19 protein-coding genes and 1 pseudogene are annotated in these 23,738 nt (G+C 71.4%); 9 read left to right on the top strand and 11 right to left on the bottom strand.

Annotated features, from left to right (window positions below; translation table 11 throughout):
- Positions 1 to 8: 8 nt before the first annotated feature.
- From moaA to ACN28C_RS05875, 3 genes are read left to right on the top strand one after another with little or no spacing between them, the layout of a single operon-like run.
- Positions 9 to 1,097 carry a GTP 3',8-cyclase MoaA gene (gene moaA / locus ACN28C_RS05885; RefSeq protein WP_422772548.1) on the top strand — a complete coding sequence of 363 codons (1,089 nt, stop codon included), beginning with the start codon at positions 9 to 11 and terminating at the stop codon, positions 1,095 to 1,097.
- Positions 1,098 to 1,108: 11 nt separating this feature from the next.
- A complete protein-coding gene (locus tag ACN28C_RS05880) occupies positions 1,109 to 1,369 on the top strand; it encodes a MoaD/ThiS family protein (protein WP_422772547.1) in 261 nt (86 codons plus the stop codon).
- Positions 1,370 to 1,383: 14 nt separating this feature from the next.
- On the top strand, positions 1,384 to 2,745 hold the full coding sequence (locus ACN28C_RS05875; RefSeq protein WP_422772546.1) for a metallophosphoesterase: 1,362 nt from the start codon (positions 1,384 to 1,386) through the stop codon (positions 2,743 to 2,745).
- Positions 2,746 to 2,844: 99 nt separating this feature from the next.
- On the opposite strand, the pseudogene ACN28C_RS05870 reads toward ACN28C_RS05875, so the two are convergent.
- Positions 2,845 to 2,946, bottom strand: a pseudogene (locus ACN28C_RS05870) (prevent-host-death family protein); the annotation flags it as partial.
- Positions 2,947 to 3,032: 86 nt separating this feature from the next.
- Between ACN28C_RS05870 and ACN28C_RS05865 the strand changes: the two are divergent.
- Complete coding sequence (locus tag ACN28C_RS05865) at positions 3,033 to 6,323, top strand: UvrD-helicase domain-containing protein (protein WP_422772545.1); 3,291 nt, start codon at positions 3,033 to 3,035, stop codon at positions 6,321 to 6,323.
- Positions 6,324 to 6,411: 88 nt separating this feature from the next.
- On the opposite strand, the gene ACN28C_RS05860 is transcribed toward ACN28C_RS05865, so the two are convergent.
- Positions 6,412 to 7,206, bottom strand: coding sequence for a prepilin peptidase (locus tag ACN28C_RS05860; RefSeq protein WP_422772544.1), 795 nt, complete (start codon positions 7,204 to 7,206; stop codon positions 6,412 to 6,414).
- 272 nt (positions 7,207 to 7,478) lie between these two features.
- Between ACN28C_RS05860 and ACN28C_RS05855 the strand changes: the two genes are divergently transcribed.
- The 3 genes from ACN28C_RS05855 (at position 7,479) to ACN28C_RS05845 (ending at position 11,103) form a co-directional block, all read left to right on the top strand.
- Positions 7,479 to 8,387 (top strand): LppU/SCO3897 family protein, encoded by a 909-nt coding sequence (locus ACN28C_RS05855; protein WP_422772543.1) that lies wholly within the window; start codon positions 7,479 to 7,481, stop codon positions 8,385 to 8,387.
- An 850-nt stretch (positions 8,388 to 9,237) separates the two neighbouring features.
- Complete coding sequence (locus ACN28C_RS05850; RefSeq protein WP_422772542.1) at positions 9,238 to 9,633, top strand: LppU/SCO3897 family protein; 396 nt, start codon at positions 9,238 to 9,240, stop codon at positions 9,631 to 9,633.
- 198 nt (positions 9,634 to 9,831) lie between these two features.
- Positions 9,832 to 11,103, top strand: coding sequence for an ATP-binding protein (locus ACN28C_RS05845; protein WP_422772541.1), 1,272 nt, complete (start codon positions 9,832 to 9,834; stop codon positions 11,101 to 11,103).
- A gap of 83 nt (positions 11,104 to 11,186) precedes the next feature.
- Here ACN28C_RS05845 and ACN28C_RS05840 read toward each other — a convergent pair whose 3' ends face one another.
- Positions 11,187 to 11,726, bottom strand: coding sequence for a GNAT family N-acetyltransferase (locus ACN28C_RS05840; protein ID WP_422772540.1), 540 nt, complete (start codon positions 11,724 to 11,726; stop codon positions 11,187 to 11,189).
- An 83-nt stretch (positions 11,727 to 11,809) separates the two neighbouring features.
- Between ACN28C_RS05840 and ACN28C_RS05835 the strand changes: the two genes are divergently transcribed.
- Positions 11,810 to 12,355 (top strand): DoxX family protein, encoded by a 546-nt coding sequence (locus ACN28C_RS05835; protein ID WP_422772539.1) that lies wholly within the window; start codon positions 11,810 to 11,812, stop codon positions 12,353 to 12,355.
- Positions 12,356 to 12,690: 335 nt separating this feature from the next.
- Positions 12,691 to 14,139 (top strand): glycosyltransferase 87 family protein, encoded by a 1,449-nt coding sequence (locus ACN28C_RS05830; RefSeq protein WP_422772538.1) that lies wholly within the window; start codon positions 12,691 to 12,693, stop codon positions 14,137 to 14,139.
- 71 nt (positions 14,140 to 14,210) lie between these two features.
- Here ACN28C_RS05830 and ACN28C_RS05825 read toward each other — a convergent pair whose 3' ends face one another.
- From ACN28C_RS05825 to ACN28C_RS05790, 8 genes are all read right to left on the bottom strand, one after another.
- The gene (locus ACN28C_RS05825) at positions 14,211 to 14,681 is read right to left on the bottom strand and encodes a molybdenum cofactor biosynthesis protein MoaE (protein ID WP_422772537.1); all 471 of its coding nucleotides are present in this window, start codon (positions 14,679 to 14,681) and stop codon (positions 14,211 to 14,213) included.
- Positions 14,678 to 15,949, bottom strand: a complete 1,272-nt coding sequence (locus ACN28C_RS05820) for a molybdopterin molybdotransferase MoeA (RefSeq protein WP_422772536.1) — start codon at positions 15,947 to 15,949, stop codon at positions 14,678 to 14,680. Before ACN28C_RS05820 ends, ACN28C_RS05825 begins: the two co-directional genes overlap by 4 nt.
- 117 nt (positions 15,950 to 16,066) lie before the next feature.
- Positions 16,067 to 16,549: a MogA/MoaB family molybdenum cofactor biosynthesis protein gene (locus ACN28C_RS05815; protein WP_422772535.1), complete on the bottom strand. Its 483-nt coding sequence runs from the start codon at positions 16,547 to 16,549 to the stop codon at positions 16,067 to 16,069.
- Positions 16,546 to 17,100 carry a cyclic pyranopterin monophosphate synthase MoaC gene (moaC, locus tag ACN28C_RS05810; RefSeq protein WP_422772534.1) on the bottom strand — a complete coding sequence of 185 codons (555 nt, stop codon included), beginning with the start codon at positions 17,098 to 17,100 and terminating at the stop codon, positions 16,546 to 16,548. Before moaC ends, ACN28C_RS05815 begins: the two co-directional genes overlap by 4 nt.
- A gap of 34 nt (positions 17,101 to 17,134) precedes the next feature.
- Complete coding sequence (locus tag ACN28C_RS05805) at positions 17,135 to 17,749, bottom strand: hypothetical protein (protein WP_422772533.1); 615 nt, start codon at positions 17,747 to 17,749, stop codon at positions 17,135 to 17,137.
- Positions 17,746 to 19,002: a hypothetical protein gene (locus tag ACN28C_RS05800; RefSeq protein WP_422772532.1), complete on the bottom strand. Its 1,257-nt coding sequence runs from the start codon at positions 19,000 to 19,002 to the stop codon at positions 17,746 to 17,748. Before ACN28C_RS05800 ends, ACN28C_RS05805 begins: the two co-directional genes overlap by 4 nt.
- Positions 18,999 to 19,718 (bottom strand): ATP-binding cassette domain-containing protein, encoded by a 720-nt coding sequence (locus ACN28C_RS05795; protein WP_422772531.1) that lies wholly within the window; start codon positions 19,716 to 19,718, stop codon positions 18,999 to 19,001. Before ACN28C_RS05795 ends, ACN28C_RS05800 begins: the two co-directional genes overlap by 4 nt.
- Before the next feature lie 835 nt (positions 19,719 to 20,553).
- Positions 20,554 to 23,667, bottom strand: coding sequence for an AfsR/SARP family transcriptional regulator (locus ACN28C_RS05790; RefSeq protein WP_422772530.1), 3,114 nt, complete (start codon positions 23,665 to 23,667; stop codon positions 20,554 to 20,556).
- Between the last annotated feature and the right edge of the window lie 71 nt (positions 23,668 to 23,738).

The raw sequence follows: 23,738 nt of genomic DNA, 5'->3' as shown, positions 1-23,738 counted from the left end.
GTCGAGCGATGAGCATTCCCGTTCGATCCGGCGGATCGTCTCGATCCGGAGGAGCACCGGACCGGACGCCGGCGGACCGGCCGCAGGTCGCGGGGCTCGTCGACCGGTACGGCCGGGCCGCCACCGACCTGCGCGTGTCGCTCACCGACCGGTGCAACCTGCGGTGCACCTACTGCATGCCGGCCGAAGGGCTGCCGTGGCTGCCGAAGTCGGAGGTGCTGACCGACGACGAGATCGTCCGCCTGGTCGGTGTCGCCGTACGCCTGCTCGGGGTGACCGAGGTCCGGTTCACCGGCGGCGAGCCGCTGGTCCGCCCCGGGCTGCCCCGGATCGTCGCCGCCGCCGCTGCCCTCTCGCCCCGGCCGGTGCTCTCACTGACCACGAACGGGATCGGGCTCGACCGGCTCGCCGGGCCGCTGCGGGCCGCCGGACTCGACCGGGTCAACGTCTCGCTGGACACCCTCGACCCAACCCGCTTCACCGAGCTGACCCGCCGGGCGAAGCTGGACGACGTACTGGCCGGGCTGGCCGGGGCGGTCGCGGCCGGGCTCGCACCGGTGAAAATCAACTCGGTGCTGATGCGCGGGGTCAACGACGGCGACGCGCCCGACCTGCTCCGCTTCGCCCTGGCCCGCGGCTACGAGCTGCGCTTCATCGAGCAGATGCCGCTGGACGCGCAGCACGGCTGGGACCGGTCGACGATGGTCACCGCCGAGGAGATCCTCGCCGCGCTCCGGGCCGAGTTCAGCCTGCTGCCCGATCCCGCCGAGCGGGGCGGTGCCCCGGCCGAGACGTGGTTGGTCGAGGGCTGGACGGACGCCGCCGGCCGGCCGGCCCGGGTCGGCGTGATCGGCAGCGTCACCCGGCCGTTCTGCGGCGACTGCGACCGGACCAGGCTCACCGCCGACGGACAGGTGCGCAACTGCCTCTTCGCCACCGACGAGTCCGACCTGCGGGCCGCGCTGCGCGGCGGCGCCTCCGACGACGAGCTCGCCGACCGGTGGCGTACGGCGATGTGGGGCAAGCGGGCCGGGCACGGCATCGACGATCCGTCCTTCCTCCAGCCGGCCCGGCCGATGTCGGCGATCGGCGGCTGATGATGATGATGATGTCGTCGTCCATGCCCACCCTGGCCGTCCGCTACTTCGCCGCCGCACGGGCCGCGGCCGGGGTGGCCGAGGAGACCGTGCCCGGCGGGCGCAGCCTCGACCAGCTCACCGGCGAGCTGGTGCGGCGGCACGGCGCCCGGCTCGGCACCGTGCTGGAGATGGCGAGCTTCCTGGTCGACGGCGTCGCCTGGCACGACCGGCAGGCCCCGCTGCCGGCCGGCGCGACGGTCGACGTGCTGCCACCCTTCGCCGGCGGCTGAGGGAGCGGCGGCACGTGCTCGCGGTGCTGGGCTTCGTCGGGACGTTGGCGCTGGTCACCGGCCTGATCCACCTCTACCTCTGGAAGCGGCTGGTCCGGGACACCACCCGGCCGGGGCGGTGGCGCCGGGCCGGTGGGGCGGCGGCGCTGGTGCTGGCGCTGCTCACCCCCGCGACACTGGTCGGCACCAACCGGGGCTACTACTGGCTGGCCTGGCCGGGCTATCTCTGGCTCGCCGTGATGTTCTACCTGCTCGTCGTGCTGGCGGTGCTGGAGATCCCGATGCTGGCCGCCCGGCTGGCCCTGCGTTTCCGCCGCACCGGATCCGAGGCGGTGGGAGCGGATGGCGGTGCCGTGGCGGTCGAAGCCGGCGTCGTGCCGGACGGGGCCCTGCCACTGGACGCGGGAGCCGTGCCAGGCAGGTCTGCGCAGAGCGGGGCCGTGCCGGGCGGGGCGTCCGGCGCACCGTCCGGGTCGACAGCGGCGGCGGGGACGCCACCGGCCGTACCGGCGGCGCCGCCGTCGGCGCCGGATCACGATCCGGGCCGCCGGTTGCTGCTCGCCCGGGGCGCCGCCATCTTCGCCGGACTCACCGCCACCGGCATCGTCGGGTACGGCGTCCGGAGGGCGTTCGGCCCACCGGAGATCGACCGGGTCCGGATCCCGCTGGCGAAGCTGCCGCGCGGCATGGACGGGCTGCGGATCGCCACCGTCTCCGACATCCACATCGGACCGCTCGCCGGCCGGGCGCACACCGAGCGGATCGTGGCCATGATCAACCGGCTCGACGCCGACCTGGTGGCGGTGGTCGGCGACCTGGTCGACGGCACGGTCGGCGAGCTGGGCGACGCCGCCGCGCCCCTGCGCGACCTGCGCTCCCGGTACGGCAGCTTCTTCGTCACCGGCAACCACGAGTACTACTCCGGGGTGGAGGAGTGGGTGGTCGAGCTGGACCGGCTGGGGCTGCGGGTGCTGCAGAACCGGCGCGTGGAGATCCTGGCCCGGGGCGGCGCCCTCGACCTGGCCGGCGTCAACGACCCGACCGGCGACGACCTCGGCTTCGCCGCCGGCCCCGACTTCGACGCCGCGCTCGGCGGGCGCGACCCGAGCCGGCCGGTGGTGCTTCTCGCCCACCAGCCGATCAACGTGCACGAGGCGGCGAGGCACGGCGTCGACCTGCAACTCTCCGGGCACACCCACGGCGGCCAGCTCGTGCCGTTCAACCTGGTGGTCGGCCTGCAACAGCCGGTGGTCTCCGGGCACGCCACCATCGACGGCACCCAGCTCTACGTCACCAACGGCGCCGGCTTCTGGGGGCCACCGGTCCGGGTCGGCGCGCCTCCACAGGTCACCCTGGTCGAGCTGCGCTCGGCGTGACAGCACACAGATTCGCCTGATCCCGCTGGCCGGCATCGACCATGTCGCTGCAGGGCTGCTTGTGCAGCCAGACCAACACCTCCCGGTCGACCTGAACCTTCACGCCGCCGCACCGCCGGCCCGGTCAACCAGCAGCGCCTCCACCTCACGAGGATCTAGCCCGAGCGACTCCAGAGCCGCCGACAGCGGCACGAACTCACCCGCCCCGGCACGTCCAGCAGCGGGCGGGAAATCACACTCGCGCGTGGCGACAGGCGTTCACATACCGGATCGTGACAGGATGCGGCGTGTCTCCGTTGCGCGCCGCACCCGCTGACGGCCCCCTCTCCACCGCCGTGCCCTTCGTCGCGGACCTGCACATCCACTCGAGATACTCCCGGGCGTGCAGCCGCGACCTCACCATGCAGAACCTCGCCTGGTGGGCCCGGCGCAAGGGGATCAGCCTGCTCGGCACCGGCGACTTCACCCACCCGGCCTGGTACGAGCACCTACGCGAGACACTGCACCCGGCCGAGCCCGGCCTCTACCGGCTCAGCCCGGAGGTCGAGCGGGACATCGCGCGCCGGCTGCCACCCCGGCTGGCCAGCGCCGCCGAGACCAACCCCATGCGGTACGCGCTCAGCGTCGAGATCTCCACCATCTACAAGCGAGACGACCGTACCCGCAAGGTGCACCACCTGATCTACCTGCCCGACCTGGAGTCGGTGGCCCGGTTCAACACCGCGCTGGGCCGGATCGGCAACCTCGGCTCCGACGGCCGGCCGATCCTCGGCCTCGACTCCCGGGATCTGCTGGAGATCACTCTGGAGGCGAGCCCGGACGGATACCTCGTCCCGGCGCACATCTGGACCCCGTGGTTCTCCGCGCTCGGCTCGAAGTCGGGCTTCGACGCGATCGCGGACTGCTACGCCGACCTCGCCGAGCACGTCTTCGCGGTCGAGACCGGACTTTCCTCCGACCCGGAGATGAACTGGCGGGTCTCCAGCCTGGACCGCTACCGGCTGGTCTCCAACTCGGACGCGCACTCGCCGCCGGCACTGGCCCGGGAGGCGACCGTCTTCGCCACCGCGCTCGACTACTACGCGGTGCGGGAGGCGCTGCGGACCGGGGACGGGTTGGCGGGCACCATCGAGTTCTTCCCGGAGGAGGGGAAGTACCACGCGGACGGGCACCGGCTCTGCGGGGTCAACTGGGAGCCGGAGCGGACCCGGCAGGCGGGCGGGCGCTGCCCGGAGTGCGGCAAGCCGCTCACGGTCGGCGTACTCAGCCGGGTCGAGGACCTGGCCGACCGGCCTGACGGGCACCGGCCGGCGAACGCGCCGCAGGTCACGCACCTGATCCAGCTCGCCGAGATCCTCGGCGAGATCAACAAGGTCGGCCCGAAGTCGAAGACGGTGGAGGGGCAGCTCAACACCCTGGTCGCCGGGCTCGGCGCCGAGCTCGACATCCTGACCGTCACCCCGGTCGACGAGATCCGCCGGGTCGGCGGCGAACTCCTCGCCGAGGCGATCGAGCGGCTCCGTCGCGGCCAGGTACGCCGGATCCCCGGCTACGACGGCGAGTACGGCGTCATCACCCTCTTCGCGCCCGGCGAGTTGCCCTCCGGCGGTGCAGGGCGCTCGGGCGGGACCGCTCGCACTGCTGCTGGTCAGGCGGGGACGCTCTTCGAGGACGCGCTCTTCGACGTACCCGTGCCGACACAGCGACCGCCCACCGAGCCGGCGCCGCCGCCAGGATCTCCGTCCCCGGCCGGACGCGCGGCCCGGCCGGCGCCCACCGCCCCGGCGGAGCCGCGCCGCCGCGCCCGACCCGCCTCCCCGGCGGCCGAGCCGCCGCCACCGCTCGCCCCGCCGCCCTCGCCACACGAGCCGTTCGAGCCGATGCTCGCCGGCATGGAGGAGGTCGGCACCGGGCTGCTGGACCGGCTCGACGCGATGCAGCGGGTCGCCGCCTCCGCGCCCGGCGGGCCGCTGCTGATCGTCGCCGGCCCCGGCACCGGCAAGACCCGCACCCTCACCCACCGGATCGCCTACCTCTGCGCCGAGCTGAACGTCTTTCCGGAACACTGCCTGGCGATCACCTTCACCCGGCGGGCCGCCGAGGAGCTGCGGCACCGGCTCGACGGGCTGCTCGGGCCGGTCGCCGAGGACGTCACGGTCGGCACCTTCCACTCGCTCGGCCTGACGATCCTGCGGGAGAACGCCGGCGCCGCCGGCCTGCCGGACGGCTTCCGGATCGCCGACGACACCGAGCGGGCGACCGCCCGGTCGGAGGCCGGCGACGACGACGCGGCGTACGTCAAGCTGCTCCGCGCCGCCGACCTGGTCGACCTGGACGAGCTGGTCAGCCTGCCGGTGACGCTGCTGCGCGACGACGCGGAGCTGGTCGAGCGCTATCGGGACCGGTGGCGGTGGATCTTCGTGGACGAGTACCAGGACGTGGACGCCACGCAGTACGAGCTGCTCCGGCTGCTCAGCCCGGCCGACGGAAACCTCTGCGCGATCGGCGACCCCGACCAGGCGATCTATTCGTTCCGGGGCGCCGACGTGGCGTACTTCCTGCGCTTCTCGCAGGACTTCGTCGACGCCCGGCTGGTCCGGCTCACCCGCAACTACCGGTCGTCGGCGCCGATCCTGGCCGCCGCCGCGCAGGCGATCGCGCCGAGCACCCTGGTCCGGGGCCGCCGGCTCGACCCGGCCCGGCTCGACCCGGAGGCGCCGCTGGTCGGCCGCTACCCGGCGGCCTCCGTCGCGGACGAGGCCGATTTCGTGGTACGCACCGTCGACGAACTCGTCGGCGGCCTGTCACACCGCTCCCTCGACTCGGGCCGGATCGACGGCCGGACCACCAGCGTCTCCTTCTCCGACATCGCGGTGCTCTACCGCACCGACGCCCAGGCGGCACCGGTCCTCGACGCGCTGGCCCGGGCGAACGTCCCGGTGCAGAAGCGCTCGCACAACCGGCTGCGGGACCGGCCCGGGGTCTCCGTGATCGCCCGCGAGCTGCGGCACGCCGACGGGCTCGGCGGCTCGGTCGCCGCCCGGGTACGCCTGGCCGGCCAGGTGCTCGCCGAGCGGCACGGCACCCCCACCCTGGACGCCACCGGCGGGATCGGGCCGGACGACATCTGGACGGCGGCGGACCTGCTCACCCCGCTGGCCCGGCGCTGCGGCGACGACCTGGAACTCTTCCTGTCCCAGCTGGCCACCGGCGCCGAGGTCGACGCGCTCGACCCGCGCGCCGAGGCGGTCACCCTGCTCACCCTGCACGCCGCCAAGGGGCTGGAGTTTCCGGTCGTCTTCCTGCTCGGCTGCGAGGACGGGCTGCTGCCGATGCGCTTCCCCGGCGCGACGCCGAGCGACGACGAGGTGGCGGAGGAGCGCCGGCTCTTCTTCGTCGGCCTGACCCGGGCACAGGACCGGCTCTATCTCAGCCACGTCGGCCGGCGACTCCGGCACGGCAGGGAATGGGAGTGCGTCCCCACGCCCTTCCTCTCCGCCATCGACGCCGGACTCTTCGAACGCCTCGGCGACAACACTCCCCGCCGCCCGAAGGACCGCCAACTCCGGCTGCTCTGAGCCGTGCCGGCTGCGCGCTGCCCGGCTGCGCGACGCCGGTTAGGAGGGGGCCCTTCTACAACAGAATGCGATAAGCGGGGGCCCTTCCTTACCCCACGACAAGGGCGGCGAGCGCGCCGGTGAGCATCGCCGGGCCGTGCGGGAGGTGGTCGCGGCGGCCGATCCGGCGCAGCCGGAGCAGGATGGCGGCGTATCCGCTGGCCAGCAGCAGGCCGGCGAGGAGGCCGGAGAGCGCGGTGCTCCAGCCGTACCAGCCGGTCGCGAAGCCGAGCCCGAGCGCGAGCTTGGCGTCGCCGGCGCCGAGGCTGCCGGGCGAGAGCAGGACGAGCCCCAGGTACACCCCGGCGGCAGCCAGCGCGCACGCCGCCGCGACCGCGTACCGGGAAAGCTGGGCGGAGGCGATCGCCGCCGCGCCGAGCAGGAGGGCGAAGCCGCCCGCCGCGGGCAGGGTGAGCCGGTCGGGCAGCCGTCGCACCGCCACGTCGACGACGCCGGCGACGATGCCGACACTGGCGATCCAGGCGTACGCCGGCAGTGGCAGGACGACGAGGAGGAGGTCGGGCGAGGCGACCGGGGCGGCCCGGGTGGCCGGGGTGTCGACGCCGACGGCCCGGATGGCGAGGGCAGCGAAGACGATCACGGCGATCAGTTCGACCAGGCCGGGGCGCGGGCCGACCGGGTGCCGGCAGTGGGGGCAGCGACCGGTCGGCGGCAGTGCGCCGAGCGGGTTGCGCAGGGTGGGCCGGCCGACGGCCGCCGCGGCGCAGGACGGGCAGTCCCGTCGCCAGGGCTGGCCGGCAGGTACCGCGTACCGGAAGATCCGTCCGCGCAGCACCGGACCGGCCAGGAGTCCGAGGAATCCTCCGGCCAGTCCTGCGATCACCAACACACCCGGCGTCACGACCCGCCGCACCGCCTGCCCCGCCCGGCGTTCGTTCCCGTAGCCGCTCCCGTAGCCGCTCCCGTAGCCGTTTCGTCTCCGTCGGCCCGTGCTGACCCGGCGGTTCCCCCTGATCGACCTGGCCCGGCTGGGCGGGAGATTGGCGCGCTTCCGGGAGGCGGGCCCATTGGGGAGTCACGCTACGGTGACCTCAGCAGTCCCGTCTCAGGCGAGTGGCGAGCCTCTCACCGATCCCCGTACCAGGAGGACAGTCGATGGCCAACTACGGACCGCCCGGCGGGCCGGGGTACGGCTCGCCCTCGCAGCCGTGGAACGACCCGGACCGGCCGAGCATCGACGAGTACGGTCAACCGGTCGACCCGTGGGGCGATCAGGACCAGTCCGGCGGCGCGGGCCACTGGGGCGGTGGGCAGACGTCGGCCCCACCCGGCGGCCCGGGTTCCCCGGTGAGCTACCCCGGCTACCCGGCCGGATACCCGGCGTCGCCCGGTCCCGGCCCGGCGCCGATCTCCGGCCCACCCGGCGGCGGCTACCCGCCGACCCGGCGGCACGACGTCGGGTCGGCCCCTGCGCCGCACCGGACCGGCGGGTCCGGGCCGTTCGACCAGCCGCAGGCTGGCTGGACCGCATCCGACGACGACCCGGTCTGGGCGACACCGGTCCCGGACCCGTCGTGGTCCACCTCGGCGCCCGACCCCATGCCGAAGGGCGGCGGCAACCGCACCTTCGCAGCCGTCCTGGTCGGGCTGGCGGTGCTGGTCTTTGCCGGCGCGGCGGTCGGCATCTATCTCTTCAGCCGCGAGGATCCGTCGTCCGAGGCCCAGCCACCGGCGAGTGAGCAGACCGAGGAGCCGGCCTACGAGCCCAGCGTCCCGGCCGCGCCCGCGGCACCGACCACGGCCGCCGCCGAGCCTTCCACCGATGCCCGGTTCGTCAAGGCCGGACAATGCGTCCAGAACGAGGGTACGGAGGCGGCGCCGAAGCTGGCGATCACGACCTGCGCGCCGCAGACCTACGAGGTGCTGGCCCGCTACAACGGTGCGACCACCGGAGCCACGGACGCCAAGGCCAAATGCGCCCGGGTACAGAACTACACGAACTTCTACTTCTTTAACAGCGACTTGGACGAACTGGACTTCGTGCTCTGTCTTCGGAAACGATAGCTGTCGGGGCGTCGGCATCCGGCACCCCGACGATGGAAGCCGTGGGTCGCCAGACCCACCGCCGCGTACGACCCGCGCACACCCCGACCCCTGCACCAGCCCTGCCAGGTCTCCGTGAACGACGTCGGAGCGCGCGGCCCGACCCTGGAGAAGCATGTCGACTTACGGAACGCCCGCCGGAGGGCAGCCCGAGGACCCGAACCAGTCGCCCTCGTCAGGTCCACCGGCCGGTGACTCCCCACCCGCCCCGCCACCGGGCGACCACCCGCCGCAGCCCGGCTACCCGCCGACCTCCGGCGCCGGTTCTCCACCGACCTCCGGAGCCGCTTCTCCACCGACCTCCGGCGCCGGTTCTCCACCGACCTCCGGCGTCGGCTACCCGCCACCGGCACAACCGGGCTACCCGCAGCCGGGAAGTCCCGGATATCCGCCGCCGAGCCCGGGATATCCGGCAGCAGGCGGTTACCCGGCGGGCACTGGTTATCCACCGCCGGGCGACGCGCCGACCGCGCAGTGGGGCCAGCAACCCGGTAGCGGGGCAGGGCCGGACCCGCAGTGGGGCCAGCCACCTGGCAGCGGTTGGCCGGGTCACCCCGGCTACCCGGGAGCGGCCGAGCAACCACAGTCCGCTCCGCCCGGCGTCCCGTACGGCAGTCCCTACCAGCCTCCGGGTGCTCCGTACCAGGTCTCCGGCGCCGGCGTCCCGCCGTACGGCGGAACTGGCGCGGGCACTCCGCCATACGGCGGGCCCGGCGGGCCGTACGGGGCTGCCGGCGCTCCGCCCGGCGCACCCGGCGCAGCGCCCAGGAGGGGCAGCGGGCTGAAGATCGCCCTGATTGTCGGCGGCGTCGTGTTGTTGCTGCTGCTCTGCACCTGCCTCGGTGGTGTGCTCTGGTGGGTGATCGATCAGTCGGGCGACGACTCAGGCCCGGACATCGGCGCGCCCGGACCGGCCAGGTCGACCCCGGCGGCGCCCAGCCGGCGTCCCACGACGCCGTCGGGCTCGTCCGAGCGCTACGTGAAGGGTGACTGCCTGGTCAACGACGGCACCGACGACGATCCGGAGGTTCGCAAGGTGCCGTGCGGGCCGAACACCTACGAGGTGTTGTCGCGAATCCCGTTCAGCACCGATCGGAACGACTGCAAGGACGACCCGATTTTCGGCGCGCCCGAGTCGGACGCCAGCTACGTCCACGACGACTCGCTGGATCTGGGCGACTACGTGCTCTGCCTGAAGCGGCGCTGACCTGCACCGACCAGATTCGGTAGGCAAAACTAGGGCTGTCTAGCATCCACGCTAGACGGTCCTAGTTTTAGGTCGAGAGCACTCCGATTCCGAGGCTTACCCGCGCGGGTTCCCGGCACGACCGCTCCGGCGCGACACGACTACACCGATCTACGTATGTCTAGCGGCGGGGCTAGACGGCCCGATACCGTGCGATACGTGGATCCGGTCCGCAACCCGTACGCGCCCGGCGCCGGCCAGCGCCCGCCCGAACTCGCCGGGCGAGGGCGCGAGCTCGAGGTCTTCGACATCGTGCTGGAGCGGATCGCCCGAGGTCGCCCCGAACGCAGCCTGGTCCTCACCGGCCTGCGTGGAGTCGGCAAGACCGTGCTGCTCAACACCCTCCGCTCCCAGGCGATCAACCGGCTCTGGGGTACCGGCAAGATCGAGGCCCGACCGGACCAGTCGATCCGCCGCCCGGTGGCCGCGGCGCTGCACATGGCGATCCGCGAACTGGCACCCCGGCACCGGGCACCCGATCGGATCGACGACTTCCTCGGCGTTCTCAAGGCGTTCGCGCTGCGTTCCGCGCCGGGAGGATCGGGTGGGAGCGGCCGGAGCGGGTCGGCGTCCCGACTGCGCGACCGCTGGCAGCCCGGCATCGACGTGCCGGCGGCGACTGGCCGGGCGGACTCCGGCGACATCGAGATCGACCTGGTGGAACTCTTCACCGACGCGGCCGAGGTCGCCGCCGACGTCGGCACCGGCGTAGCGGTCTTCCTCGACGAGATGCAGGATCTCGGTCCCGAGGATGTCTCCGGGCTCTGTGCCGCCTGCCACGAACTGTCCCAGCTCGGTGCGCCGCTGATCGTGGTCGGTGCCGGGCTGCCACACCTGCCGGCGGTGCTTTCCGCCGCCAAGTCCTACTCGGAACGGCTCTTCCGCTACCAACGCATCGACCGGCTCGACCGGATCGCCGCCGACCAGGCGCTCTGCGCCCCCGCCGCCCGGGAGCAGGTCGAGTACGAGCCCAAGGCGCTCGACCTGCTCTACGAGAAGTCCGGCGGCTACCCGTACTTCGTCCAGGCGTACGGCAAGGCCACCTGGGACGCCGCGCCCCGGTCGCCGGTCACCGCCGCCGACGTCCGGGTCGCCGCGCCGGAGGCCGAGGCCGAGTTGGCGGTCGGGTTCTTCGGCTCCCGGTTCGAGCGGGCAACTCCGGCGGAGCGGGAGTACATGCGGGCGATGGCCGCGCTCTCCCGGGTCGAGACGCCCGACGGTGAGGGTGGGAACGGCAGCGGCGATCGGGACGACATGGACGCCGCGGTCCCCACCGCCGAGATCGCACGGTCGCTCGGCCGCAAGCCGGCCAGCCTCTCTCCGGCCCGGGACGCGCTCATCAAAAAGGGCCTGATCTATTCCGGCGAACGTGGGACGGTGGCGTTCACGGTCCCGCACTTCGGCCGGTACCTGCGCACCCAGCCGGCCTGACCACCGACACCGACCGCCACCGAGCGAGACCGACCGGAGGCGCGCCGCTCAGCGCCGCGTTGTGCCGTGACGACGGTGGCGGATCAGAGCTGCGACCACGGTGCCGGGAACGTCACCTCGCCGCTCGGCACCGGGTCGTCAGAGCCGTCCGCCGACGGCAGCACCAGCGCCTGCCACGGGTCGCCCAGCCCCGACCACGGGCTGGTCAGCCCGAACCGGGTGGCCGGGAGGAAGCCGAAGTGGCGGTAGTAGGCGGGATTGCCGAGCACCACCACCAGTCGCTCGCCGAGTTCGGCGGCGGCGTCGAGCGCGGCCCGGACGACGTCCTGGCCGTAGCCACGGCGCTGCCGTGCTGGCCGGACCGCGACCGGTCCGAGGGCCAGCGCCGGGAAGCCGCCGGGCCACACCTCGACCCGGCTCAGCAGGGCGTAGCCGACCAGCTCCCCGTCGACTTCGGCGACCATGGACAGCTCGGGCAGCCAGGCGTCGCTGACCCGCAACGCCTCGACGAGGCGCACCTCCGGAGGCAGTCGGCCGTCCGGAGCCTCGAACGCCTCGGCCACGAGTTGGCGGATCGCCACCGCGTCGGCCGGGCCCTCCGGCCGGAGCCGCACAGTCGTCACAGCTCGCGACGGTACCGCCACGGCGCCACCCAGTCTCTCACTTCGACGGGTAAAAGACGGTGCGAACGGGTAAGACTTGACTCATGAGACCGGTACGCACCGTGGCCCGCACCCTGTTGAGCACGATCTTCGTGGTCAGCGGCGCCCGCGCCGTGACCAATCCCGAGCTGTACGTGGAGCGGGCGAAACGGATGGCGGGCCGGGTCACGCCGGTGTTGCAGGGCATCCACGAGGGCATCCCGACCGACCCGCAGAGCCTGGTCCGGGTGAACGGCGCCGCCCAACTGCTCGGCGGACTGATGCTTGCCACCGGGCGCTTCCCCCGCCCGGCCGCCGCCCTGCTGGCCGGCACGCTGGTGCCGACCACCCTCGCCGCGCACCCGTTCTGGGAACACGACGATCCGGCAGAGCGGCGGACCCAACAGATCCACTTCATGAAGAACCTCGGGCTGATGGGCGGGCTGCTGCTCGCGGTCTCCGACACCCAGGGCCGCCCCAGCCTCGGCTGGCGGGCCAGCCACGCCGTGGGTGGCGGCCGCCGACGGGTACGCCAGGCGGTGCGCGGTGCGCGACGGGACGCACGGATCGCCGTACGCTCCGCGACGGTGGCCCGGAAACTTCCCGGCTGACCACGGGGCTGCACCCGGATCGCGACCGGCGGTGGTGCGTCCAGGCTGAACAGCGGATTTCGTGCCGCTGACCAGCGGATTTCAGCGTGACCACCGGAGGTGGCAGGATCGACGATCGGGTCACGCTCCATGCCGGACATATGCTAGTTTCACCTGACTGAGCGGCTGTGAATCACCTGAACCGTACTCCCTGCGTTAACGCGGTGGAAATGTCGCGAACCAGTGTGGGATCGGACACGGTCGCATAACGCAGGAGGCACTCGAGTGACCGACCGTTCTAGGCTCTGCAAAGGACCTGGGCGGAAGACCGACATTGGTACGGGGGTGGCGACGCCATGCCGGCGACCGTCGAAAGACGGCTAGGCCGCCTCGCCCCAGTCCGCCGTTTTGCTCGTGGGATCGACCGTCGGACAGTCGTACGGGTCGGCATCGTGGCCGTGGTCTGCTACGCCGCGTGGCTGGCCATCGCCGCTTTCGGGCGGCCGTACAACTTCTTCGACATGAAGATCTACCACGGTGCGGTGGTCTGGTGGGCGGGCGGACACGAGCTCTACGACTTCATCGCACCCAGGACCACCCTCGGTTTCACCTACCCACCCTTCGCCGGCCTGGTCATGTTGCCGATGGCGGCCATCCCGCTCGGCCTCGCCGGCTGGCTCAACATCGTCGCCAGCGTCGGTGCCCTCGCCGTCGTCCTGGCCGCACTGCTCAAGCCGATCACCGACCGGCTCGGCTGGTCACTCTGGTTCACCCTGGGCATCGCCGTGCCGCTGGCGGTCGCCATCGAACCGGCCCGGGAGACCCTCGGCTACGGCCAGGTCAACCTGCTCCTCTTCGGTCTCGTCATAGCCGACCTGGTGGCGCTGCGCTGGCGCGCCCGGCGTGGCAGCCGGGTCAGGCCCGGTGACGGCCCGCTGCGCCGCCTCTTCTTCAGCGGCGCCTGGGCCGGCGTCGGCATCGGGCTGGCCAGCTCGATCAAGCTCACCCCGGCGCTCTTCGTCGTCTACCTGCTGCTGACCCGCCAGTGGCGGGCCGCGATGACCGCGATCGGCACCGCCCTCGCCGTCACCGTCGGCACCTTCGCGGTCGCCGGCCGCGAATCGACCACCTACTTCATGTCGGTGCTCTGGCAGACCGAGCGGGTCGGTGCGGCAGACATGACCCCGAACCAGTCACTCGCCGGGGTGCTCGCCCGACTGTACGACTCGATCGAGACCCCCACCCTGCTCTGGTTCTCGTTCGCCATGCTGCTGCTGGCGCTCGGCCTCTCCCGCGCCTCCCACTCGCACGCCGACGGTGACGAGCTGACCGCCTTCACCCTGGTCGGGCTCACCACCAACGTGATCAGCCCGATCTCCTGGTCGCACCACCTGGTCTGGGTCATCCCGGCGATCCTGGTCCTCGCCGACGCGGCGAGCCGGCGCCGGGCAGCCAGCCGGGGTCCGGGACGCGGCTCACCCGCCACCTCCGGCCCCGGGCCGGCCGGGCTGGTGGGGCTGCGCACACCGATCTGGTTTCCCACCCTGACCGGTCTCCGGCACGCGACGGCGGCACTCGGGCTCTACCTGCTCTTCCTGATCTCGCCGATCTGGCCGTACGAGCACCAACTGCCGGAGGTGTCGCACTACCAGGACGGTTTCTTCGGCGCCCTGATGGAAAACTCGCTGGCGCTGGCGATCATCGTGCTGGTCGCGGCGCTGCCGTGGCGGCCCGGTGCGGAGCCCGCCTTCTACTCCGAGCACGCCCGGCTCGACCGGCGACTCGCCGCCGGTGGCCAGCGGTAGCGCCGGCGGCCAGCAGGTAACGCACCCGACACCGACCGCATCCGGCCACCACCAGGAGAGCGGCACGAGGATCAGGGGCAGTTGACCCATTCCTCGGTGCCGTCGGCGAAGAGTTGCCGCTTCCACACCGGCAACCGGGCCTTGACCTCGTCCACCAGTCGGGCGCAGGCCGCGAAGGCTGCCGCCCGGTGCGCGGTGCTGACTGCCGCCACCAGCGCCACGTCGCCGATCTCCAGCGGGCCGAGCCGGTGCGATACCGCCACCGCGTGTACGTCCGGCTCGGCGGCTATCTCGGCCGCCACCTCCCGCAGCACGTCGGCCGCGCTCGGGTGGCCCTCGTATTCGAGCCGGAGCACGGAGCGGCCGTGGTCGTGGTCGCGTACCACGCCCTGGAAGGAGACCACGGCTCCGGCGGCGACGTCGGCCACCACGGACTCGTGCAAGGCCACGTCCAGCGGTGCGGTGCCGACCGCGGTGTGCAGCCGTCCGGCCGGCGGCGGGCCGGCTCCCCGGTCGACGGCCGGTTCGCTCCGTACGCTCATCTCGCTCCTCCCTGTACGCGCTCCCCCGGCAGCAGGGGCAGCGGCACCAGCGGCACCCGGTCACCCGGCTCGCCCCTGGTGCCGGGGGCGATGACGGCGAACCCCTGCGCCCCGGCCAGCCCACGCAGCATCGCCGAGCCGACATGCCGGACCGGGGTGGCGGTGTTGTCGGCGACGTCGACCCGGACCAGCGCCAGATGGGTGTGGTCGCCCCGGCCCGGCACCGGCTCGGCGAGCGTCACCCGGGGCAGCTCCGGCATCGCCCGGCCACGCAGCCCGGCCAGCAGCGGGGCGACCAGGGAGACGATCGCGACGATCGCCGACTGCGGGTTGCCGGGCAGCCCGGCGACGAACCGGATCCGGCCGTCCGCCCCGACGACCCGGGCGAGCAGCATCGGAAAGCCGGGCCGGACGGCCACGGTGTTGACGACGTATTCGGCGCCGAGTTCGCGCAGGGCCGGATGCAGGTGGTCCACCGGTCCGTGCATGGTGCCGCCGGTGGTGCAGACCAGGTCGGCGGCGGCCAGCCCCTGGCGCAGCGCGTCGACGTGTGCGGTCAGGGTGTCGGCGACCGGCCCGACGACATCGGCGGAGGTGATGGTGCAGCCGTACCGGCGCAGCCAGGCGGGGACGGCCGGGCCGAGCGAGTCGCGTACCCGGCCGTCGCCGGGCCGGCCGGCGGTGAGCAGCTCGTCGCCGAAGATGATCAGGGCGGCCCGGGGTGCCCGGCGGACCCGGAGCGTGTCGTAGCCGCAGGAGGCGGCCAGGCCGATCACGCCGGGGTCGACCGGAGTGCCCGCCGGCAGCAGCTCCTCGCCCGCGTGCGCCTCCTCGCCCGGGGCGCGCCACTCCGGCGCCGCCCGCAACGTGCCGGCAACCAGGCCCTCGGCGGTACGCGTCGACTCCTCCACCCGGAGCACCCCGGCCGCACCGTCCGGCACCATCGCACCGGTGGCGATCTCGACAGCCGTGCCGTCGGAGGTCAGTGGCGGCGGGGTGCTGCCGGCGAGGACCCGGCCGACGATCCGCCACGGCGCGGCACCGCGCACCGCCCAACCGTCCACGCTCGACGTCGGAAAGGCCGGCAGGTCGGTGAGGGTGGCGAGCGGCTCGGCCAGCGTCTCGCCGTCGGCCTCGGCGACCGGCGACCCGACGGGCTCCGGTGCGGCGGCGACGCCTGCCTCGTACACCCGGGACCGGGCCTGCGCCCAGTCGAGGGTCGGCGGCCCGGCGGCCGGCTCGGCTGCGACGGCGGTCTCGGTGCTCATGCCGCCCGGCCCGTCGGATGTCCGGCCGGCTCCTGCCCGCTCCTCACGTTCACCGTCCGAGCCTATCCCCGCGGCGCGACGCCGCGCCGGGTAGTTCAGTCGGGCCGGGCAGTTCAGTCAGTCGGTACGCGGGTGGTCGCCGCCGCGGAGCTGGTCGACCGCGTGCCGCAGGATCGGCCCGAGTACGGCGAGCCCGTCCTTCGCGCCGCCGGTGGAGCCGGGCAGGTTGACCACGAGCATCCGGCCGACCACGCCGGCCAGCCCTCGGGAGAGTGCCGCCGTCGGCACCTTGTCCCGGCTCTGCGCCCGGATCGCCTCGGCGATGCCAGGGACCTCGTAGTCGAGCAGCGCCCGGGTCACCTCCGGGGTCCGGTCGGTCGGGTTGATGCCGGTCCCGCCACTGGTCAGCACGACGTCGACACCGTCGGCCGCCGCCCGGCGCAACTCGTCGCCGACCGGGTCGCCGTCGCGGACCACGATCGGCTCGTCGACCTCGCAGCCGAGGTCGGCCAGGCCGGCGACGAGCAGCGGGCCGCTGGTGTCCGGGTACACCCCGGTGGCGGCGCGGTTGGAGGCGACCACGACGCGGGCCCGGATCACGGCCGGTCCGCCGGGCGGGTCCAGTCGCCGGTCTTGCCGCCTTCCTTGCGCAGCACGCGTACCCCCTCGATGCTGGCCGCCGGGTCGACGGCCTTGACCATGTCGACAAGCGCGAGCCCGGCGGTGGCGACGGCGGTCAGCGCCTCCATCTCGACGCCGGTCCGATCGGCGGTCCGGACCGTCGCGGTGATCTCGACGGTGTCGTGGCCCGGCTCCAGGTCGACGGTGACGCCGTGCAGCGCGATCGGATGGCAGAGCGGGATCAGGTCCGGGGTACGTTTCGCGCCCATGATGCCGGCGAGCCGGCCGACGGCCAGGGCGTCGCCCTTGGGCAGCCCGTCCCGGCGGAGCAGCTCGACCACCTCGGCCGTGGTGTGCAGCCGGCCGGCGGCGACGGCCCGGCGCGCCGAGACCGGCTTGCCGGCGACGTCGACCATCCGGGCCGACCCGGCGGCGTCGACGTGCGTGAGGTGCGCGGGATCGGCGTGCGGCGGAGGCGCGGGATCGGCGTGCGTGAGGTCGGCGCGGGTCGGGTGCGCGGGCTCGGTCACGTCGCGAGCTTAGCGGGCAGTGCACCGGGAGCGGTCAAGATCCTCCACGAAGGCTGCGCACTCGGGGAAGCAGGTAGGTCAGTAATCCCACGGCGAAGAGGCAACCAACCGCAACCACCTCTCCGGCGGTCGCATGCTCCCGCATGATCACCGCCCACCAGTAGTAGCGAAGTTCGCCCGACGGGTAGCCGAACACCATGCAGACGACGGTGTACGCCACGACGGGGAGCCAGATCAGGTGCGCCCGCCCGAACCGGATCATCGCCAGCCCCACGGCCAGGTAGAGCAGAACGTTCCGGGCCACCGCCGGCCACCGCACGTCCGTGCCGGCAAGCTGACCGAGGTTCGCCGCCAGTGTGGCAATCCCAGCCCAGCCGACCGCCCATGCCAGGCGGGCCGCCACCGCCCGGGGCGGATCGGGCAGCGGCAGTCGGGCACCGTTGACGCAGGCAACCGCAGCGCCCACCGCGGCGATCGCCGGCAACAGCAGCATCACCGACACGGGGGTGAGGAGCCGGATCAGCCCGAAGTCCTCGATCCTCGTACGGGCAAGAAAGGCCGAGGCTGATGCCACGAGGATCATGACCGCCGACGCGGATCGGGTGCGGTGCACCGCCGCCCAGGCCCGTACCGTCAGCCAACCGCTCACGTCAGGGGCACCACCTCACACCGCTCGAAGGCGCCCAGGGCGATCCGCACCTCCTCCGGGGTGAGGATCCGGTGCTCCACCGGAGCGTAGTCGAGTTTGTCACCCGCGAGGTGCAGCCAGGTGTCGAGCAGGGAGAAGAAGACCGTCCAGAAGCCTTCCGGCGTGAGTCCCCCGGTCATCCACGCACAGTGTCCGGGCTCGATGAGGAAATAGGCCGCGTCCTCGGTGGAGTACCGTCCCTTCTCGTAGACGTCGGCCGGCAACCACAACGACCTGACACCCTCGCCACTGGCGCGATAGCTCTGGCTCTGCTCCACGATCCGCTCTGGGACATAAGCCGCATATCCACCGCGTAACGCGGCCTGGGTGAGGGTACGGATCCGGGAGTTGACCAGGTCCGCGTAACGGCGGTGCTCGTCGTACATGCAGATCTGCGGTTCGGTACCCTCGCAGCGCGTGGGCGGCCGGGCGTCGGGCAGTTTCCGGTTCGCCGGCAGCACCGTCGGCGCTACCGCGATCGTCACCACGGCGAGCGCCGCGGCGGCCACGCCGACTCCGGTCGGCCGGCGCCATCCTGAGCGCACCGTCACAGGCATGATCAGGAACAACAGTGCTGTCGTCAACAGCACGGCCGCCTGGCCGCCGAGGTAGTCGGGGTTGTAGACCCGGCCGAGTTGGGTCACGGTGGCACCACCCAGCGCCAGTAGCCGGAACCTCGGCTCGGCGTCGAACGCGTCACTGACCACATAGCTCAACAGATAGCCGGCGGCGGCACCGGTCAGTCCCGCGAGGAGCGGAGTCGAGAAGCGCCCGATCGCCGATCCGATTGCGGTGAACCACAGAATCGCGGCGCACTGCACCAACGCGGCTCCGAGGAGCATCGTCCAACCGCCGCTCGGCCACCACACCTCCCCGATCAGGATCCCGATGGCGATGACCAGGATGTGCAGGGCGATCAGCGGACCCGCGCACCATAGCGTGGCGCGCAGGTAGACCTGTGCCGGCCGGGGCACCGAGACCACCAGATGGACGTTGCCGGGTCGCGACAACCGCGCGGCGTCCACTGCCGCCGCGCCGGCGGCAAGTGGGCCCAGAAGAAACAGCGAGATGGCGAACCAGTCAACCGTCCACAGGCCCTCGCCCCGCCACGGCGCGCCACGCATCAGGAAGATGGCCGACTCGACACCGATCGCCGGGAGCAACAGCCACGGCCCGACGAGCGTTCGCAGCGCGTAGCTCACGCTGGCTCTCATGCCGAGTCTCCCATCAGGCCCGCGATCGCCCTCTCCAGCTCGGTGTCGCCTGCGGCGTCCGGCTCGGCCAACCGCTCCAGTCCGGGTACGTCGCCGTCGTACACCACCGCACCGTCGTTGAGCACGACCACCCGGTCGGCCAGTCCGCGTACGTCCTCGACGAGATGTGTCGCGACGAGGACGATCCTGTTCCGGCCGACCTGGCCGATGGTCTGGCGCAGCCCGATCCGCTGCTTGGGATCGAGGCCGACGGTCGGTTCGTCCAGCAGCACGAGCGCTGGATCGTGTACGAGGGCGTGCGCGATGCCGAGCCTGCGACGCATGCCACCGGACAACTCACGTATCCGGCTGGAACGGCGGTCACCGAGCCGCACCTGGTCAAGCGCGAGTTCCACCGCCTCGGACCGGCGCTGCCGGGGAACCCGTTGCAGCCAGGCCACGTAGTGCAGGAATTCCTCGCAGGTCGCCGGGCCGGGCAACTGCGGCTCCTGTGGCAGATACCCCAGTCCCTGCCCGCCGTCGGTCTCCAACCTGACCGATCCAGATGTCGGCCGATCCACTCCGGCCGCGAGCCTGAACAGCGTCGACTTGCCGGCTCCGTTCGGGCCGACCAGGCAGGTCACGCCCTCGACCACGGTGAGAGAGATCGGACCCAGCGTGAACGCCCGCCGATAGACCTTACACATGTCGGCGAGGACCAGACGACTAGCACCCATGTAGAAAGTCTCCAGACAGGGCCGCGTCGGCACCGATCGCCGCGCCGCATGATGCGACGACAGCCGACCGGCGCCGACGTTGCCACGGGCAAGGCGAGAGCAGGCCGTGAGCTCACGGCCTGCTCTCCTGCGGGGACACCGGGTGTTTGGCGCAGCCAACTCTCCCCTGTCACAGTCGATTGCGACGCCGGTTCTTTGCCCAGTCCAAGAAGCTCGTGCCGGTCACGCTCCACCCCTTCTACATATACAGATCTGGTTCGCGTGCGCCCGCCTGTCCATGACGTCTGAATTTTTCACGCGTCGTCGACACCGCTGCACGACGACCCGGTGCGTACGATGCGACGCACGCCGAGCTCGAGCTAGATAGTTTCGTTTCACCTCATTCTCGAACGATTCGTAATCGCGTTCTCGGCAGGCCGGAAGGACATTCAGCGAAGGAACGGGACCTCCGCGGTGACGTGCCGTCGGTGCGCTTCGGCCGTCCTACGGCGGTGCCCGTTCCTTCACCTGTTGCGTTATGCGATGATCGGGGGGCGATCACCGCAGTCGGCCCCTCGCCTTCCAGACGATCCCCATGGCCAACGGGAAGAACATATTTCGGCCGGCGATAAAGACTCGATAAGGGGTCGATACGCGGCGGCCTGCCGTGATGCGTGAACGTGCTTGTCGGCCGGCCGCCCGAACCGGACCACGGCCGGCCAGCCCGGCAGCGGCGTCGGGCATGGTGACCATCGGTACGGTGAACAAGAACGCCGCCGTGATCGCTCGATGGTGATGTTGGGGTGCGTCGTGAATTCTGCCTGGGTGACGAAAGGCGCTGGCAGATGCAGATTGCTCAATGGGCAGCACTTCCCCGAATCGAGGCTTCCGCTCGAGGGGTAGTGCTGACCAAGCCAAGCTGGCGCTCGACATCGAAGCGTTCGGGTACGCCCATCATGCGGAATATGGCCAGCGCTCGTTCCCAGTGCCGGCGCGCCTCGTCGGGGTCGCGCAACTCTAGCCGCTCGGCGATTGCCGCCAACGCCCGTCCCTGCTCGTACGGGTGGCTGGCGCGTGTCGCCAGCGCCAACGCGTCGCGATGATGCTGGAGCGCCTCTACGGGACAGCCCAGCGCCGTAAGCGTCAGTCCAATACCGTTGAGAGCAGCAGCCTGGCCAAGTGGTTCTCCTGCGCGCGAGGCCGCAGCGAGTGCCAACTCGTGGTGCTGCTGGGCCTCGTCCAGTTGCCCCAGCTTTCGGTAAGCCGTACCGAGGTTGTCGAGCGCAAACGGAAGGTCGTATGGATTCCCTGTCCTGTCTTTGAGCCAGAGCGAGGTCCGTAGGTACTGGATTGCCCGCTCATGCTGGCCGAGTCGCAGTCTCACCGCTCCGATGTTGATTAGGGCCACCGCGATGTCGAACTGGTTCTGGGCAAGGTGACTGATGTATAGATGTAGCCGATGCACCGAGAGTGCCTCCCGGTAACGCCCTAAGAGCATCAATGGCAGGCCATAACTCGGCAGGGCAGCCAGAACGTCGATCCCCCATCGGCGGCGATCGTTCAGCGATTGCCGGTGAAGCGCTACCGACTCAGTCAGCCTACCCAGTTGACAGTAAACAATTGCCAGATTTGTTCTACTTATACATAGACCCTGACGGTCACCAGCAGACTTCCGTACCCGGATCGCCCGCTCCAAGTCTCGCAGCGCCCGCTGCGGGTTGCCGATCCGCAGCCAGGCATATGCCCGATAATTATAAGTGGTCGCGATCGCCGCAGAATCTCCCAGCAGATTCGCCGCCTCAAGAGCGTGGCGATGTGTTTCCAGAATATCATCGTGGTATCCACGGATGAAATAGAATCTCCACACCACTCGGGCCAGTCGCCACACCTCCTCCAAATGTCCGCCTTCAGCTGCGACCCGGATCAGGCGGCGTACGTTACCCCGCTCCTCTTCGAGCCACTCCGGGCCCACGGAACAGAAGGCGGTGACCAGGTCAGGTCGCAGCGGCTGACCCACTCCCAACTGTGCCGCCAGCTGACGGGGTTCGACCGCACGGGTGGCAACGAGGGCAAGGTGGAGATAATGATCGAGTATCCGATGGACTGTCGCCTGCGCTTCAGCAGGTTCAAGTACGGCTGCAGCCAACTGCTCCGCGTAGTCACGCAGAAGATCGTGTAGTCGAAATCGGCCAATACGGGGCTCTTCCACCAGATGGCGATCAACGAGCTCGTCGAGTACGAGTCTTGCCTGATCCAGTGAAAGGTCGGCCAACGCGGCCATCGCTCCCGCGTCGAAGTGTTCGCCGGGATACAGCCCGAGGAGCCGGAATACTTGCTGGACCGGCTCTCGAAGAGGTTCATATGAAAGGGCGAAAACGGCGGCGACGCTTCGGTCCTCCGTGGAAAGTTCGCCGAGTGCCTGGCCGTCCCGGTCGAGTCGCTGCGCCAGGTCCGCCACCTGCCAACCGGGTCGGTAGGCGAGACGGGCGCCTGCGAGCCGAATAGCCAAGGGAAGATACCCGCATCGGCGTACCACCGTTGCGGCCGCCTCGGGTTCGGCACGAAGCCGAGCCCGCCCGACGACCATCGCCAGCAATTCGACGGCATCGTCCTCTGGAAGGACCGTCAACGACTCGGGTGGGATCCCGTCACTGGCAAGCAGCCTCCGACGGCTTGTGACCAGGACCAGTGCGCCGGGCGCGGATGGCAACAACGGCTCAATCTGGCTCCTGCCGCCTGCGTTGTCCAGGACCACGATGACCCGTCGGTCGCGGAGTTCCTCCCGCCAAAGGGCGATTCGGTGATCGAGCTCGACCGGGATGCGGTTCGCCTGTACGCCGAGTTGCCGTAGCAGTGTTATCAGGGCATCAGCCGGCTCCACCGGTCGGGCGGTGCTGTGCCCCTGCAGATCGATGAAGAGCTGCCCGCCCGGATACCGGTCGGTAAGCATGGTGGCTACGTGTACGGCAAGGGCAGTTTTCCCAATGCCCGGCATCCCGTCGATCACCTGGACCACCGGTGCCACCGGCTCTGCCCGCGCCACCGTCTCGACCATCCGTCGAACGCTGTCGGTCCGACCGATGAAGTCGACCGCCGGCCGGGGCAGCCAGCGGATCGGACGTGCCGACGCCGGGCCGCTGAGCCGTGCCGGGGGAGTGAAAACCGTGACGGCTGACCTGGCCGGAAGGCTGTGGGGTGTTTTCTGCGCCAAGCCGGCGAGCGGGAGATCCCGGTTGAGGACTGACTTGTACAGTTGTTGAAGTTCGTCGCCGGGCTCGATGCCGAGCTGCTCGACCAGCACCGATCGTGCGGCGGCGAAGGCATCCAAGGCGCCGGATACGTTCCCGTCCTCGTAAAGGGCACGGATCAGCAGGGCGTGCCCACGTTCCCGCAGCGGGTTGGCCTGCAGGTGGTCACGAAGCAGCGGGATGGCGGCGGGAGTGCGGTCCGTGCCGATGTACAACTCGGCCAACTGCTCAACCAAGCGGAGCCGCTCGTCCAGAACCGCGCTACGGCGCGCTGCCAGCAGCGGACCGACCGGTAGGCCCGGAGCCAACGGCCCGCGCCACCGCTCCCCCGCCCGGCGCAGCAGGTCTTCCGCGCCAACGAAGTCTCCGGCACCGACGGCCTCGACCGCCTTTCGGCACTCCATCTCGAAGGCGAGTAGGTCGATGTTCTCGGGCTCTACCTGAAGTTCGTAGCCGGGCCCACGTCGGATCAGTCGACCTCTGGCGGCGTCAACCTGGTCGAATGCTCGCCGGAGGCGTGCCGCGTAGCTGCGGGTGTTCGCGACCGCCGACGCCGGCGCCGCGTCGGGCCACAGCTCGTCGATCAACTCCTCGAGCGTGACAAGGCGACCAGGCCGGACGGCGAGTACTGCCAGTACGGCTTGCTGCTTCGGCGTCCCGAGCGGCAACGACATCCGGTCCGCAACCACCTGCAATGGCCCGAGTAGCCGCACCTCGATCATCTGCGGCCCCAAGACAGGCAAGAGGGGAGTTGAGCAGTTACTCGACGCATCTCATCGATCACCATAACAGA

Origin of the sequence: Plantactinospora sp. WMMC1484 (genome assembly GCF_049315195.1) — a bacterium.
Classification (GTDB): domain Bacteria; phylum Actinomycetota; class Actinomycetes; order Mycobacteriales; family Micromonosporaceae; genus Plantactinospora.
This window is presented reverse-complemented; position numbering and strand designations above follow the sequence as displayed.